We start from the raw sequence: 15,163 nt of genomic DNA, 5'->3' as shown, positions 1-15,163 counted from the left end.
CCTGCAAGACTTGGGCCCATGCGCATTGTGGTTCTGGCAGGCGGCATCGGTGGTGCCCGGTTCCTGCGCGGTCTGAAGCAGGCCGTGCCGGACGCGGACATCACGGTCATCGGCAACACCGGGGACGACATCCACCTCTTCGGGCTGAAGGTCTGCCCGGACCTCGACACGGTGATGTACACGCTCGGCGGCGGTATCAACGAGGAACAGGGCTGGGGCCGGTCCGACGAGACCTTCCACCTCAAGGAGGAGCTCGCGGCCTACGGCGTCGGGCCGGAGTGGTTCGGGCTCGGCGACCGGGACTTCGCCACGCACATCGTGCGGACGCAGATGATCGGCGCCGGATATCCGCTGAGCGCGGTGACGGAGGCGCTGTGCGACCGGTGGAAGCCGGGCGTCCGTCTGATCCCCATGACCGACGACCGCGTCGAGACGCATGTCGCGGTCGAGGTGGACGGCGAGCGCAAGGCCGTCCACTTCCAGGAGTACTGGGTGCGGCTGCGGGCCCAGGTGCCGGCCGAGGCGATCGTGCCGGTCGGGGCCGAGCAGGCCAAGCCGGCGCCGGGCGTCCTGGAGGCGATCGCCGAGGCGGACGTCATCCTCTTCCCGCCGTCCAACCCGGTCGTCTCGGTCGGCACGATCCTCGCCGTGCCCGGCATCCGCGAGGCCATCGCCGACGCGGGCGTGCCGGTCGTGGGCCTGTCCCCCATCGTCGGGGACGCGCCCGTGCGCGGGATGGCCGACAAGGTGCTCGCGGCGGTCGGCGTGGAGTCGACGGCGGCGGCCGTCGCCGAGCACTACGGCTCGGGGCTCCTCGACGGCTGGCTCGTCGACACCGTCGACGCGGGCTCCGTCGAGCAGGTCGAGGCGGCGGGCATCCGCTGCCGGGCCGTACCGCTGATGATGACCGACCTCGACACCACCGCGCAGATGGCCCGTGAGGCGCTGACGCTGGCGGAGGAGGTGCGGGTGTCGTGAGCGGGATGTCTGCCGACGGCTACCGCGTCTGGGCCCTCCCCGGGATCCCCGAGGTCCAGCAGGGCGACGACCTGGCGAAGCTGATCGCCGCCGCCGAGCCGGGCCTGGTCGACGGGGACGTGCTCCTCGTGACCTCGAAGATCGTGTCCAAGGCGGAGGGGCGGATCGTCGAGGCGGCCGACCGGGAGTCCGCGATCGACGCGGAGACGGTACGGGTCGTGGCCCGGCGCGGCGCCCTGCGCATCGTCGAGAACCGGCAGGGCCTGGTCATGGCCGCCGCCGGGGTCGACGCCTCCAACACCCCCGCCGGGACCGTGCTGTTGCTGCCCGAGGACCCGGACGCGTCCGCGCGGGCGATCCGGGACGGACTGCGCGACGCCCTGGGCGTCGACGTCGGCGTCGTCGTCACCGACACCTTCGGACGCCCCTGGCGCGCCGGGCTCACGGACGTCGCGATCGGCGCGGCCGGCATCCGCGTGCTGGACGATCTGCGCGGGGGCACGGACGCGCACGGCAACCCGCTCAGCGCGACCGTCGTGGCGACGGCGGACGAGCTCGCCGCCGCCGGTGACCTGGTGAAGGGCAAGGCCGCCGGTCTGCCGGTCGCCGTGGTGCGCGGGCTGGCGCACTCGGTGACCGACGACCACGGGGAGGGGGCGCGGGCCCTGGTCCGGGGCGCGCGTGACGACATGTTCCGGCTGGGCACGTCGGAGGCGGTCCGGGAGGCGGTGACCCAGCGCCGTACGGTACGGGCGTTCACGGACGAGCCCGTCGACTCCGGGTCCGTACGAAGAGCCGTCGCGGCGGCGGTCACGGCGCCGGCGCCGCACCACACGACGCCGTGGCGGTTCGTCCTGCTGGAGTCCGCCGAGTCGCGGACGCGGCTGCTCGACGCGATGCGGGACGCCTGGATCGCCGATCTGCGGCGGGACGGCAAGAGCGAGGAGTCCGTCGCCAAGCGCGTCCGGCGCGGGGACGTGCTGCGCAACGCGCCGTATCTGGTGGTGCCCTGTCTGGTCATGGACGGGTCGCACACCTACGGCGACGCGCGGCGGGACGGCGCCGAGCGGGAGATGTTCGTCGTCGCCACCGGCGCCGGGGTGCAGAACTTCCTGGTCGCGCTGGCCGGGGAGCGGCTGGGCTCGGCGTGGGTGTCGTCGACGATGTTCTGCCGGGAGGTGGTCCGCGAGGTGCTCGGGCTGCCGGATGACTGGGATCCGATGGGGGCGGTGGCGGTGGGCCATCCCGCGGAGGAGCCGCGGCCCCGGCCGCAGCGGGATGCGGGGGCTTTCATCGAGGTGCGCTGACGCGCCCCGCTGAGCGCATACGCTCGTAGAGCCCCTTCCGTATCCAGAGGACCCCATCCGTGGCAGGACGTTTCGCTCAGCGCCCCACGCGTACGACCGTGCGCGGTGGCCACGTCGGGGTGCCCGCGGGGATACCGCGGCAGGTGCCGGCTCCCGCGAGGGTGCGTACCTGGGTGCCGGACGGGCCGCTCGATCTCGGGCTGGTGCTGGGGCCCTTGCGGCGCGGGCCGGGGGATCCGACGTTCCGGGCGATGCCGGACGGGTCCGTGTGGCGGGCCACCCGGACGCCGGCCGGTCCCGGGACGCTGCGGGTCAGTGCGCGCGGTGCGCGGGTCCGGGGCGAGGCGTGGGGGCCGGGGGCGGAGTGGCTGCTCGACGGGTTGCCCGAACTGCTCGGGGCCGCGGACGACCCGTCCGCGTTCGTACCTCGGCACCGGCTGCTGGCGCTCTCCCAACACCGGCGGCCGGGGCTGCGGCTGACGCGGACCGGGCTGGTGATGGAGTCGCTGATTCCGTCGGTTCTCGAGCAGAAGGTCACGACCGACGAGGCGTACCGGGCGTGGCGGTTGCTGGTCCGGAAGTACGGCGAGCCGGCGCCGGGGCCCGCGCCGGCGCGGATGTGCGTGATGCCGGACGCACGGACCTGGTCGCTGATTCCGTCGTGGGAGTGGCATCGGGCCGGGGTCGACAACAAGCGGGCGTCGACGATTCTGCGGGCGGTGCGGGTCGCCGCGCGGATGGAGGAGGCGGTGCGGATGCCGCCGGCTCAGGCGCAGGCGCGGTTGGAGGTCCTGCCGGGGATCGGACCGTGGACGTCCGCGGAGGTCGTGCAGCGCAGTCATGGGGCGCCGGACGCGGTGACCGTGGGGGATCTGCATCTGCCGGGGATCGTGGGGTTCGCGCTGGCCGGGGACCGGGACGCGGACGACGCCTTGATGCTGGAGCTGCTGGAGCCGTACGCGGGGCAGCGGCATCGGGCGGCCCGGTTGATCCTGCTCAGCGGGCGGGTGCCGGCGCGTCGGGCGCCGAAGATGCCGCGGGTGGACATCGGGCGGCTGTGAGTCCCCCGGGCTCTTCGAGCCGGGGGGACCAAGGGACGGGCTGACCGACTCAGCCCGTCCGGCGTCGCGAAGGGACCGTCCTCACAGATCGGGTGAGAACCGCACCGCCCCCGCCGGTATCCGCGCGTCGCACCAGACCCGCACACCGTCGCGCAGTTCGTTGTCCGCGCCGATCACGGCGCCGTCACCGATGACCGTGCCGGTGAGGACCGAGCGTTCGCCGACGCGGGCGCGGGTGCCGATGAGGGAGTCGGTGATGACCGCGCCGGGCTCGATGACCGCGCCCGGCAGGATCGTGCTGCCGAAGACGCGCGCGCCCTCGGCCACGAACGCGCCCTCGCCCACCACGGTGCCCCCGGTCAGCTTGGCGTCGGCCGCCACCCGGGCCGTGGGGAGGATCAGCCGGTCGCCGCAGCGGCCGGGCACGGCCGGGGACGGCGCGCGGCCCAGGACCAGGTCCGCCGAGCCCCGGACGAAGGCCGCCGGCGTGCCCAGGTCGAGCCAGTAGGTCGAGTCGACCATGCCCTGGAGGTGCGCCCCGGCCGACAGGAGGTCGGGGAAGGTCTCGCGCTCCACCGAGACCGGCCGGCCCGCCGGGATCGTGTCGATGACCGAGCGCCTGAAGACGTACGCCCCCGCGTTGATCTGGTCGGTGACGATCTCCTCGGGAGTCTGGGGCTTCTCCAGGAACGCCGTGACTCGGCCCGTGTCGTCGGTGGGGACCAGGCCGTACGCCCTCGGGTCCGTCACCTTGGTGAGGTGGAGGGAGACGTCCGCTCCCGTCGTCTCGTGCGTGCGGACCAGGGCGCCGATGTCCAGGCCTGTCAGGATGTCGCCGTTGAAGATCAGGACCGGGTCGTCGGGTGCGGACCGCAGCCGCGACGCCACGTTGCGGATCGCGCCGCCCGTGCCGAGCGGCTCCTCCTCCGTCACGTACTCCAGATGGAGACCCAGCGCCGAGCCGTCGCCGAAGTACGGCTCGAAGACCTCGGCCAGGTACGAGGTCGCCAGGACGATGTGGTCCACCCCCGCCGCTCTCGCTCTCGCCAACTGGTGCGTGAGGAACGGCACCCCGGCCGCCGGGACCATGGGCTTCGGTGTGTGCACGGTGAGCGGACGCAGCCGAGTGCCCTTGCCGCCGACCAGGAGGATCGCTTCTGTCACCTGTCGTCTCTGCTTCCTGCCGGGACCGGCCGAACTGTCTTTCGGCCGGCCAGTGTATGCAGACCGTTGTGCGGCGCCCTCGACGGCAGTGCGGTACCGGTAGTCCTACCCATTCCGCCCCTTCTCCCCCCGATGGCGGGAATGCGACCCGCACACCCCATGGGTAGTCCCCCCTGACCCGATGGGTCCCAGACTTCCCCCAATGGCTCCCCCGTCTCAGCGGCCCTGGTAACGGGCCGCCGAGGCGCGGGCGGTGCCGAGCCTCTTGTAGAGCTGCCGGCCGGGGCACTCCGTGGAGAAGCCGTCCCGGTGACCGGAGATCGCATTCAGTCGTACGTTCTTTCCCTTTCGGTAGAGATTGCCACCGCCCGACTTCAGATATGTCTTTCCGCGCGGATTGACGCCGTAGAGCCCCAACTTCCAGGCCGTGAGCCGGGCCAGGGCCTTCAGCGCCCTCTTCGTCGGCTTGGTGGAGCTGTAGCTGCCGAGGACGGCGATCCCCATGCTGTCGGAGTTGAAACCGAGGGTGTGCGCACCGAGGACGGGCTTCGCCACGCCCCCGGCGCGCCCCTCGTAGATGTTTCCGCACCGGTCGATGACGAAGTTGTAGCCGAGGTCGCGCCAGCGCATGCTCTTGACGTGGTAGCGGTAGATACCGCGAATGAGCGAGGGCGCCTGCGTGCACCAGTACTTGCCGCCGGACGCCGTGTGGTGCACGAAGGCGGCCTTCACCTTCTTGGTGTAGGCGAACTGCTTCTCCCGCAGGCGCTCGTCGGCCCCCCAGCCGCGCCGCGTGACGATGCGCGGCCGCGGCCCGATGTACGGCTTCGCCTGCTGCGCCTCGGTCAACTCACTGCCCCGCAGGGCCAGCAGCTCCCGCTCGGTCTCGGCGCGCCCGAGCTCGGGGATCTCGGTGGCGCCCAGGGGCGCGAGTTCGGCGTTGGCCGCGGAGGCGGCGAGGGCCTCGGCGGTCCCGGCGCCGGCGGCCGAGGTGGTCTCGGGGTTCAGTGAGCCCGGCCGGGGGCCGGGGTCGTTGGGGGCGGGCTCGCCGGGGTCGACGAGTTCGAGTTGGAGGCCGGGAGGCAGCGGGGTGACGGCCGTGGGGTCGACCGCCGAGTCGTCACCGTTCTCGTCGGGCCGGGGCCCCGCGGCCTCCGGCGTGACCCGCACCTCCACGCCGTCCGACTCCCCCACCCACAGCGGTGCGGTGGCGCCCCGCACGTGCCCGGAGGCGCGTTCGGCGGTGTCGGGGTCGGGGGCGTGTTCGGCGTTGTGGGTCTCGACGTCCTGCCAGCCGGACCAGGTGCCCGTGTCGACGGAGCGGGTGCGGACCTGGACGCGGCCGTGGAGTTCGGTGCCGGGGTCGTCCCAGACGACGCCGACGAGGGAGAAGAGCGATACGTCCCGTCGGGGCAGCCCCTGTTGGACGGGGGCCGGGGTGCCGGCGGCTCGGTCGTGGGGGAGGACGGTGAGGGGCAGCGACTGGGTGCTGCCGGGGAGGTCCGGCTCGGCGCCCGCATACCGTCGGGCCGGTGCGGCCACCGCCCCTGCGCTCATGGCGGCTTCCGCTCCGAGCGCCGGCCCGGCGGGCGCCGCGGCGGCGGGTGGGGTGAGCGGGAGGACGAGAGCGGCCGCGCACGTGACACCGATTGAGGAAGCAAGGAATCCACGCATGCTCCTGATGTTGGACATAGTCATACAAACTTGTCCATTGCGGATCTGACGGTACGTCGGCCGGGAGTTACCCCGAACAGGTGGGCGCCGAAGCCCCCACAGGGAGGTGCGCGCACACGCCTGCGCGTAACCTTGCGCGGGTGAACGCCACCGATCGCACCCCTGCCGACCTGCTGCGTTCCGCGCTCGCCGCGGATCCCGGACGCCCCCTGGTGACCTTCTACGACGACGCCACCGGCGAACGCGTCGAATTGTCCGTGGCCACCTTCGCCAATTGGGTGGCCAAGACCGCGAATCTGCTCCAGGGCGACCTCGGGGCCGGCCCGGGCGACCGGGTCACGCTGCTGCTGCCCGCGCACTGGCAGACGGCGGTGTGGCTGCTCGCGTGCTCGTCGGTCGGGGCCGTCGCGGACGTGGGCGGGGATCCGGCGGCGGCCGACGTGGTCGTGAGCGGTCCACAGGACCTGGAGGCCGCGCGGGCTTGCCGGGGCGAGCGGGTCGCCCTTGCGCTCCGTCCGCTGGGGGGCCGCTTTCCGCAGCCGCCGGCCGGCTTCGCCGACTACGCGGTGGAAGTCCCGAGCCAGGGCGACCGTTTCGCCCCGTTCGCCCCGGTCGACCCGGAGGAGCCGGCGCTGATCGTGGCCGGGCGCGAGTTCAGCGCCGCCGAGCTGGTCGAGCGCGCCAGGGCGGAGGCGCCGGCGCTCGGTCTGACGGGACCCGGCTCCCGGATCCTGTCCGCCCTGCCGTACGACACCTGGGAGGGCCTCAACGCCGGTCTGTACGGAGCGCTGGCGACGGGCGGTTCGGTGGTGCTGTGCCGGAACCTGGAGGCGCTGGGTGAGGAGTCGCTGGCGAAGCGGATTGATGCGGAGCGGGTGACGGCTACTGCGCGGTAGCCTCCGGCATCTCGCGCTGATCAGGTGCCCGGTGCTGCCAGGCCGGTCTGGGGGCTGCCGCCCCCAGGCCCCCGCTTCGGCCCCGAAGGGGCCTCGTCCTCAAACGCCGGACGGGCTGACTATGCAACCGTCACCCATTCGGCCCCCCACCACCCACCCCCCACCCCTCATCCGGGCCATGGTCGTAACAGCAGCCCACACCACACGCAGCAGTACGCCATGAGGGGTGGACCCAGCCGTGACCGACACCGCACGTGCGCGCCGGGGGGCGTCGGCCAGCGACAGGCGGATGCGGCGATGGGCCAGGCGAGGAGTCATCGGGGTCGGTGTCCTGGTCGTCGCCGCCGGCGGTGTCGCCTGGGCCGTGTACGCCAAGCTCGACTCCAACATCACGCCGGACGAGGCCGCCGCCGCGGAGCTCGCCCGGTACGAGAAGGAGCGCCCCACCTCCCTCGTGCGCGGCGCCCAGAACATCCTCGTCATCGGCTCGGACTCCCGCGCCGGCACCGGGAACCGCCGCTACGGCAAGGACTCCGGCACCGAGCGCTCCGACACCGCGATCCTGCTGCACCTCTCCGCCGGCCGCCGCAGCGCCACCGCCGTGTCGATACCCCGTGACCTCATGGTCGACGTCCCCGGCTGCCGCCGCCGCGACGGCAGGCGCAGCGAGCCGATGTTCGCGATGTTCAACTACGCCTTCCAGGTCGGCGGCTCGGCCTGCACGGTCCGCACCGTGGAACGGCTGACGGACATCCGTATGGATCACCACATGGTCATCGACTTCCACGGCTTCAAGGAGATGGTCGACGCCCTCGACGGCGTGCAGATCTGTCTCACGAAGCCCATCGACGACAAGGCCGCGAAACTGCGGCTCCCGGCCGGAAAGGTCACCCTCAACGGCGAGCAGGCCCTCGGCTACGTCCGCGCCCGCAAATCCCTCGGCAACGGCAGCGACACCGACCGCATGGACCGCCAGCAGCGCTTCCTCGCCGCACTCGTGCACAAGGTGCAGAGCAACGACGTGCTGCTCAACCCGGTCAGGCTCTATCCGGTCCTGGACGCCGCCACGTCGTCCCTCACCACCGACCCCGCGCTGGCCAGCTTGCGTGGTTTGTACGAACTCGCGCGAGGGGTGCGCGACATCCCCACCGAACGCGTGCAATTCCTTACGGTCCCGAGAGAGTCGTACGTCCACAACGCCAATCGCGACCAGCTCGTGGAGCCCGAGGCGAAGCGGCTCTTCCAGCGGCTGCGCACCGACACCCCGGTGGAAGTTACGGATTCGCCCGAAATGCGGCACGGTCCCGGCCTCGGCGACCCCACTCCCCCGGCACCCACTTTTCGCGGCAGCACGGCCGCCGAGAACCCCTGTGGGTAAAGCGCTCACCAAGTCGACGAACCCCAGTTCAAAGAAATGAGGCGGATTGCCCAGTTGTAGGGACGTGGAATTTGTCACCGTCGTCGCTTGACGCTGAACTGGGCGGATAGTGTGAGCGATCCGGTGCTCCCTGCCGTAGTTAGGCTTGCGCACTGTTTGACCGAGAGAGACCCGAGCGCCTTGGGGGGAAGGCGCCGCGTGGCCCCGACGGAGGATTCAGACAACCGTGGACGCGCAAGGCCGTGGGCGGGCGGACGACATCGACCCCGCAGACCAGTGGGTACTCAATCCGAACACCGGTGAATACGAACTGCGACTGGGTAATTCCACTCCGCAGTCACCAGTTCCAGGCCCCCGCAGAGCCGCTTCCCGCGCCGGCGCCGCCGCGCGTTCGGCCGGTACCGCCACCAAGGGTGCCGGCGGCGCGGGTACGGGTACCGGCGCGGGAGCGGCACGCGGCAGAACCGCCGCTCCGGGGCGGGAGACCCGCCAGGCGCCGGGCCGTGAGGTCCCGCCGCAGCGCAGGCGCCGGGGAGCTCCGGAGGAGCCGCCGCCCGGCCGGCGCGGCCGGCGGCCGGTGAAGAAGAAGGGCAAGGCGAAGAAGGCCGTGCTCTGGACCGGCGGAATCATGGCGTTCGTCGTGGTCGCCGCCGCGGCCGGCGCGTACCTCTACATCGAGCACCTCAACGACAACATCCAGTCCGTCTCCGACGACGGCGCGAGCACCGGTGGCTTCAGCAAGGACAAGGCCATCAACATCCTGCTCATCGGCACGGACAAGCGCACGGGCGCGGGCAACGAGAAGTACGGCGACTCGGGCAGCGCCGGGCACGCGGACACCACGATCCTGCTGCACGTCTCCAAGGACCGCTCGAACGCGACGGCGCTCAGCATCCCGCGCGACCTGATCGTCGACATCCCGGACTGCCCGACCACGCTGGAGGACGGCTCCCAGAAGGTCATTCCGGGCGAGACCGGCGTCCGCTTCAACACCAGCCTGGGCCAGGAAGACCGTACGCCCAGCTGCACCGCGCGTACCGTCACCGAGCTGACCGGGATCAAGCCGGACAACTTCATGGTGGCCGACTTCAACGCGGTCAAGACGCTGACCACGGCGGTCGGCGGTGTCGAGGTGTGCCTGGCCAAGGACATCGACGACCCCGACTCCAAGCTCGACCTCACCAAGGGCAAGCACACGATCGAGGGCGAGGACGCGCTGGCCTTCGTGCGCACCCGGCACTCGGTCGGCTTCGGCGGTGACCTGAGCCGGATCGGGCTCCAGCAGCAGTTCCTCAGCGCGCTGATGCGCAAGCTGAAGTCCAACGACACACTCAGCAGCCCCAGCAAGATGATCAAGCTGGCCGAGGCGGGCACGAAGGCGCTGACCGTCGACTCCCAACTGGACTCCATCGACAAGCTCAAGGACCTCGGTCTGGAGCTGGGCAAGCTCAACACGAAGAACCTGACCTTCACGACCGTGCCGGTGATCGACAACCCGGCGGAGAAGGTGAAGACGACCGTCGTCCTCAACGAGTCGACGGCCCCGCAGGTCTTCCAGGCGATCCAGAACGACGTCTCCTTCACCGAGGTCAAGCAGCAGAAGCAGAAGGAGGCCGCCGCCGTGGCCGCCCGCCTGAAGGGCACCAAGGCGGACGCCGCCGATGTGCGGGTGCAGGTCATGAACGGCGGGGCGCCGGCCGGCAGTGCCCAGGAGACCCTCACCTGGCTGCAGACCGAGGAGAACGTCACCAAGTCCGAGAACGCGGGCAACGCCCCGGCGACGCTGGCGAAGACGACCCTGGAGTACGGCCCCGACCAGGCGGACCAGGCACGCCGGCTCGCCGAGATCATGGGGTTGTCCGGGTCGGCCCTGAAGCCCGGCAAGAGCGTGACCAACTCGCAGGGCCTGCCCACGATGACGCTGACCCTGGGCAAGGACTTCAAGGGCGCGGGCGTCTCGCTCACCGCTCCGACGAAGGCGCCCGACGTGGAGAAGTCCACGGCGGACAAGGTCGAGTGCGCGAAGTAACCGGCCGGTAGCGGTCCAACGGACCCGCCCCGCAGCCCACTTGGGCGGGGCGGGCCCATGGGCATCCACCGTACGAAACCGCGGTACACGGCCGCGGCGGGACGCCGCCGGAGGGAATCTGGCGCGCGGAACGCAACTGTCGCCGTCGCTCGTTGGTCTGACACACGACACGGGTGTGTCAGCCGGCGTTGGTCTGGCGCACCGGCGGCCGTACCCGGCGTGGATTTTGCCGACGCGTGGCCAACCCGGCTCGGGCCCACAGAGGTCTGACAGGTGGCGGACCGGTGTCGGACAGGGTGGCCTGACATGGTTCGCTCCGCATCGGACAGGGAGGTCCGACCCGCGGAGCGCGGCCTTGTCGGGCAAAGGGTGGGGAAGGGCGGAGCGTTGGCGCAGAGCAGTGTGCGAGGGGAGGCCCCCGCGGTGGACGACACCATGTCGCTCACCCCACGGGCCGACCAGGACACGCCGGCCGACCAGGGCGGCCGGCACGGTGGCGGGGGTTCCAAGGGCGGCCGGGGGGCCGACGGCAGACCCCGCAGACGGCGGGTGCTGCGCTGGTCGGCGACGGTTCTGGCGGTGGTGATACTGGGCACCGCGGGTGCCGGCTATCTCTACTACCAGCACCTCAACGGCAATCTGAAGAAGGACGACCTCAACATCGGCGACGCCAAGGACCGCGCCGCCGAGAGCGAGGCGAACGCGGCCGGACAGACGCCGCTGAACATCCTGCTGATCGGCTCGGACGCGCGCGACACCGAGGAGAACCAGAAACTCGGCGGCGCCAAGGAGACGTTCGGCGGAACACCGCTCGCCGACGTCCAGATGTTGCTGCACGTCTCCGCGGACCGCACCAACATGTCGGTCATCAGCATGCCCCGCGACACGCTGGTGGACATCCCGAAGTGCACGGACCCGGACAGCGGGGACGTCTACGACGCCCGTACGCGCGCGATGACGAACCAGTCGCTGGGCCGCGGCGGTCCGGGGTGCACGGTGGCCACCTGGGAGAAGCTGACCGACATCCACATCGACCACTTCATGATGATCGACTTCTCGGGTGTGGTGTCGATGGCGGACGCGATCGGCGGTGTCCCGGTCTGCGTCGACAAGAACATCCACTCCAAGGACAGCGAGGGCCACGGCTCCGGGCTGAAGCTGGAGAAGGGCACGACGTACGTCAAGGGGGAGCAGGCCCTGCAGTGGCTGCGCACGCGGTACGGCTTCGAGGACGGCAGCGACCTGGCCCGCGCCAAGGCGCAGCACCAGTACATGAACTCGATGGTCCGTGAGCTGCGCAAGAGCGCCAAGCTGAGCAACCCGGGCAAGCTGCGCGCCCTCGCCGAGGCCGCCACCAACGCGCTCACCGTCGACCCGGGCCTCGGCACGGTCACGAACCTGTACGACCTGGCGGGCGAGCTCAAGAAGGTGCCGACCTCACGCATCACCATGACGACGATGCCGAACCGGTACGTCGGTTCGCGCGTCGAGCCCACCGATGACGCGACGAAGCTGTTCCGGCTGGTGCGTGAGGACATCGCCCTCGACGGCAAGGGCAAGAAGAAGGCCACCGAGGAGACGGCGTCCACCGACCCGGCCGCGGCGGACGGCGAGATCGCCGTCCAGGTGCAGAACGGCACCCGCACCGACACCTACGCCCCGGCGCCGGGCCGCGCGACCACGGTCGCCGGGCTGCTCGCCGAGAAGGGCTTCACACAAGCCGTGGCGGACTCCTCGACGACGCCGACCGCGGACACCACCGTGGTCCGTTACCCGAGCGCCGAGCTCCAGGGCGACGCCGAGCGGGTCGCCAAGGTCCTCGGCATCCCGGCCGACGCCGTGGAGAAGTCCACGGACGTCTCCGGCGTGACCCTGGTCGTCGGAGCCGACTGGCGTGAGGGCACGGCGTACAAGGCCCCGAAGCAGGACGACAAGACGCCGGACACGGCGGACGCGTTGAACGCCTCCGACACCAAGGCGTGCATGAAGGTGAACGACGGCTTCACCTGGTGACGGCCACCGCGCCCGGCGGCGGGCTCAGTTGGCGCTGAGCACCGCCGGCCGGCGCGAGGCGATCACCTTGCGCGCCAGCGAACGCGGGCTGGTCAGGAAGCCGTAGCCCCAGGACATGTGCATGGTCGCGAGGGCGACGGGGATCTGCAGGCGTGCCTTCAGCGGCAGGCCCTTGCCGGCCGGGACCGAGCCCGCGGCGATCGCCGCGAGGTAGCCGCCGGGGACCACGAGGGCCCATGGGGTGACCAGGGCGCCCAGCACCAGGCCCGCGGCGATCGCGCAGACCGCCGTCGGCGGGGCGAGGTAGCGCAGGTTGATGGAGCCGGCGTGGTAGCGGGCGACGACGTGGCGCCAGCGGCCGTAGTCCTTGTACTGCTTGGCCAGGGCCTTCACCGAAGGCCGCGGGCGGTACGACACCTTCAGCTCCGGGGAGAACCAGATCAGTCCGCCCGCCTCGCGGATGCGGAAGTTCAGCTCCCAGTCCTGCGCCCGGATGAACTCCTCGTTGTAGCCGCCCTGCTGCTCCAGCGCCTCACGGCGGAACACCCCGAGGTACACGGTCTCGGCGGCCTGGGCCGCGCCGCCGGTGTGGAAGGCGGCGTTGCCGACGCCGATCTTCGAGGTCATCGCGGCCGCGACGGCGTGCTCCCAGTCGTTCTCACCCTCGGCGTGCATGATGCCGCCGACGTTCTGCGCGCCGGTCTCCTCCAGGAGCCGTACGGCGGTGGCGATGTAGTTCGGGGAGAGCATGCCGTGCCCGTCGACGCGGACGACGATCGGGTGGCGGGAGGCCTTGATCGCGGCGTTGAGGGCGGCCGGGGTGCGACCGGTCGGGTTCGGGACGGTGTGCACGCGGGGGTCTTCCCGTACGAGCTCGGCGGCGATCTCGTCCGTGCGGTCCGTGGACGGACCGAGGGCGATCACCACCTCCATCTCGCCGGCGTACTCCTGCGCGAGGATCGCTTGGACGGCTCCGCGCAGATGCCGCTCCTCATTGAGGACGGGCATGATGACGGACACGGCGGGGAGCTGCGGGTCGGGATTGGCGTTCATAGGGGGCTCACGTTACCGCGAACGGGGGACACCGGTGCGCCCCGCCGGGGGCGCTGCCCCGGGCAGCAGATCGTATGGGCCTACGGTGCTCACGGATCCCACGTACGGCCCCCAGGGCAAGCCCCAGCGGAGGTATCGCCCCATGCCCACGCCCCGCCGCTCCCCCGCCCCCGCGCAGCGACGTCCGCAGCCGTCCCGCGGCAGCGAGCGGCCGGTCGCTCCAGCGCGGCGCAAGCGGCCGCGCTGGGCCATGCGGGCGGTGACGACGCTGTCCGTCGTGGTCCTCGCCTCCGCGGGGATCGGGCACGCGGTGGTGAGCAGCCTGGACGCGAAGATCGCGCGCGTCGACCCGTTCAAGGACATGAAGAACCGGCCGCAGGCCGGGAACGGGATGAACGTGCTGCTCGTCGGCACGGACGGCCGCGACCGCATCAGCGAGGAGGAGCGGCGCAAGTACCGGCTGGGCGGAGCGCCCTGTCACTGCACCGACACGATCATGATCGTGCACATCTCGGCGGACCGGGAGCGGGCGAGCGTGGTGAGCCTGCCGCGCGACTCGTACGCCGAGGTGCCCTCCGAGGACGGCCGCAAGGCGCATCGGATCAAGATCAACGCGGCGTACGCGGAGGGCGGTCCGAACCTCACCGTGCGCACGGTCGAGCACATGACCCACGTCAAGATCGACCACTATCTGGAGGTCGACTTCACCAGCTTCATGAAGACGGTGGACGTGCTCGGCGGCGTGCGGATCTGCACCGCCAAGCCGCTGAAGGACTCCTACACCGGGCTGGACCTGCCGGCCGGCACGCATCGGCTCAAGGGCGGGCAGGCGCTGCAGTTCGTCCGCGCGCGGCACGTCGACAGCGACTCCGACCTGGGGCGGGTGCAGCGTCAGCAGCGGTTCATGGCGGCGCTGATCGAGCGGGCGACGTCGTCCGGGATCCTGCTGAACCCGATGCGGTTCCGGGACGTGACGCGGGCGGTGCTGGGGTCGGTGCGGGCCGACAAGGGCTTCGGCACGGGTGAGTTGCTGGACCTCGGGCGGGCGATGCGGAACTTCTCCCCGTCGTCGTCGGAGTTCACGACCGTGCCGATCGGGCAGCTCGGGTACGACGTGAAGGGCGTCGGTTCCACGGTGAAATGGGACGAGGAGCGGGCCGCGCGCCTCTTCAGGACCCTGCGCGAGGACAGGCCGCTGTCCGGGAACCGGCCGAGGCACCGGACGGTCCCGGTGGAGGTCGACCCGCGGCAGATCCACGTCCAGGTGGAGAACGGCACGAAGGAGACCGGCCTCGGCAAGCGCGTCGACTCGGCGCTGGCCGGGCTCGGCTTCCGCACGACGGGCCGCCCGCTGGCGGGCGCGGAGCGCTCGCTGGAGCGGACGGTCGTCGCCCACGACCCCGGCTGGGACCGCTCGGCGAGGTCCCTGGCCGCCGCGCTGCCCGGCAGCGAACTACGGCCGGTGAAGGGGCTGGGCCCGACGCTGAAGGTGCTGGTGGGCACCGACTTCCGGCAGGTGCGCAAGGTCCGCGTCGAGGATCCGCTGCAGGGGCATTCCACGGTGGTGCGGGGGGACGAGACGGGATGCTCGTGACGAGCGTTCTGTAACA

Annotated in this window: 11 protein-coding genes; 8 read left to right on the top strand and 3 right to left on the bottom strand. The window is 71.6% G+C overall.

Annotated elements, in window-relative coordinates; translation table 11 throughout:
• Positions 1–18 precede the first annotated feature (18 nt).
• From cofD to ACIRD7_RS26480, 3 genes are read left to right on the top strand one after another with little or no spacing between them, the layout of a single operon-like run.
• Complete coding sequence (cofD, locus tag ACIRD7_RS26490) at positions 19–978, top strand: 2-phospho-L-lactate transferase (protein ID WP_403457466.1); 960 nt, start codon at positions 19–21, stop codon at positions 976–978.
• A 5-nt stretch (positions 979–983) separates the two neighbouring features.
• Positions 984–2,285, top strand: coding sequence for a coenzyme F420-0:L-glutamate ligase (locus tag ACIRD7_RS26485; RefSeq protein WP_403457525.1), 1,302 nt, complete (start codon positions 984–986; stop codon positions 2,283–2,285).
• Positions 2,286–2,344: 59 nt separating this feature from the next.
• The gene (locus ACIRD7_RS26480) at positions 2,345–3,346 is read left to right on the top strand and encodes a DNA-3-methyladenine glycosylase family protein (protein WP_403457464.1); all 1,002 of its coding nucleotides are present in this window, start codon (positions 2,345–2,347) and stop codon (positions 3,344–3,346) included.
• A gap of 81 nt (positions 3,347–3,427) precedes the next feature.
• Here the strand turns inward: ACIRD7_RS26480 and ACIRD7_RS26475 are convergent, their stop codons facing one another.
• Both ACIRD7_RS26475 and ACIRD7_RS26470 read right to left on the bottom strand, forming a co-directional pair.
• The gene (locus tag ACIRD7_RS26475; protein WP_403457463.1) at positions 3,428–4,510 is read right to left on the bottom strand and encodes a sugar phosphate nucleotidyltransferase; all 1,083 of its coding nucleotides are present in this window, start codon (positions 4,508–4,510) and stop codon (positions 3,428–3,430) included.
• Positions 4,511–4,726: 216 nt separating this feature from the next.
• Positions 4,727–6,184 (bottom strand): peptidoglycan recognition protein, encoded by a 1,458-nt coding sequence (locus ACIRD7_RS26470; RefSeq protein WP_403457462.1) that lies wholly within the window; start codon positions 6,182–6,184, stop codon positions 4,727–4,729.
• A 140-nt stretch (positions 6,185–6,324) separates the two neighbouring features.
• Between ACIRD7_RS26470 and ACIRD7_RS26465 the strand changes: the two genes are divergently transcribed.
• From ACIRD7_RS26465 to ACIRD7_RS26450, 4 genes are all read left to right on the top strand, one after another.
• Positions 6,325–7,080 (top strand): TIGR03089 family protein, encoded by a 756-nt coding sequence (locus tag ACIRD7_RS26465; RefSeq protein WP_403457461.1) that lies wholly within the window; start codon positions 6,325–6,327, stop codon positions 7,078–7,080.
• A gap of 289 nt (positions 7,081–7,369) precedes the next feature.
• Positions 7,370–8,458, top strand: coding sequence for an LCP family protein (locus ACIRD7_RS26460; protein ID WP_403457523.1), 1,089 nt, complete (start codon positions 7,370–7,372; stop codon positions 8,456–8,458).
• A gap of 226 nt (positions 8,459–8,684) precedes the next feature.
• Positions 8,685–10,487, top strand: a complete 1,803-nt coding sequence (locus ACIRD7_RS26455; RefSeq protein WP_403457460.1) for an LCP family protein — start codon at positions 8,685–8,687, stop codon at positions 10,485–10,487.
• Between the two features lie 435 nt (positions 10,488–10,922).
• Positions 10,923–12,500, top strand: coding sequence for an LCP family protein (locus ACIRD7_RS26450; protein ID WP_403457520.1), 1,578 nt, complete (start codon positions 10,923–10,925; stop codon positions 12,498–12,500).
• A 24-nt stretch (positions 12,501–12,524) separates the two neighbouring features.
• Here ACIRD7_RS26450 and ACIRD7_RS26445 read toward each other — a convergent pair whose 3' ends face one another.
• Complete coding sequence (locus ACIRD7_RS26445; protein ID WP_403457459.1) at positions 12,525–13,553, bottom strand: glycosyltransferase family 2 protein; 1,029 nt, start codon at positions 13,551–13,553, stop codon at positions 12,525–12,527.
• Positions 13,554–13,695: 142 nt separating this feature from the next.
• Here ACIRD7_RS26445 and ACIRD7_RS26440 point away from each other — a divergent pair, with 142 nt between their 5' ends.
• A complete protein-coding gene (locus ACIRD7_RS26440; RefSeq protein ID WP_403457458.1) occupies positions 13,696–15,147 on the top strand; it encodes an LCP family protein in 1,452 nt (483 codons plus the stop codon).
• Positions 15,148–15,163: the final 16 nt, after the last annotated feature.

This window comes from Streptomyces sp. NPDC093568, assembly GCF_044764945.1.
Taxonomy (GTDB): domain Bacteria; phylum Actinomycetota; class Actinomycetes; order Streptomycetales; family Streptomycetaceae; genus Streptomyces.
The sequence above is the reverse complement of the archived record's forward strand: the minus strand, read 5'-3'. Positions and strand labels throughout refer to the sequence as shown.

Bases quoted from the DNA above. Each gene is read 5' to 3' on its own strand.
- cofD (WP_403457466.1), top strand. From the start codon at position 19: ATGCGCATTGTGGTTCTGGCAGGCGGCATCGGTGGTGCCCGGTTCCTG.
- ACIRD7_RS26485 (WP_403457525.1), top strand. From the start codon at position 984: ATGTCTGCCGACGGCTACCGCGTCTGGGCCCTCCCCGGGATCCCCGAG.
- ACIRD7_RS26470 (WP_403457462.1), bottom strand. From the start codon at position 6,184: ATGCGTGGATTCCTTGCTTCCTCAATCGGTGTCACGTGCGCGGCCGCT.
- ACIRD7_RS26460 (WP_403457523.1), top strand. From the start codon at position 7,370: ATGCGGCGATGGGCCAGGCGAGGAGTCATCGGGGTCGGTGTCCTGGTC.
- ACIRD7_RS26450 (WP_403457520.1), top strand. From the start codon at position 10,923: ATGTCGCTCACCCCACGGGCCGACCAGGACACGCCGGCCGACCAGGGC.
- ACIRD7_RS26445 (WP_403457459.1), bottom strand. From the start codon at position 13,553: ATGAACGCCAATCCCGACCCGCAGCTCCCCGCCGTGTCCGTCATCATG.
- ACIRD7_RS26440 (WP_403457458.1), top strand. From the start codon at position 13,696: ATGCCCACGCCCCGCCGCTCCCCCGCCCCCGCGCAGCGACGTCCGCAG.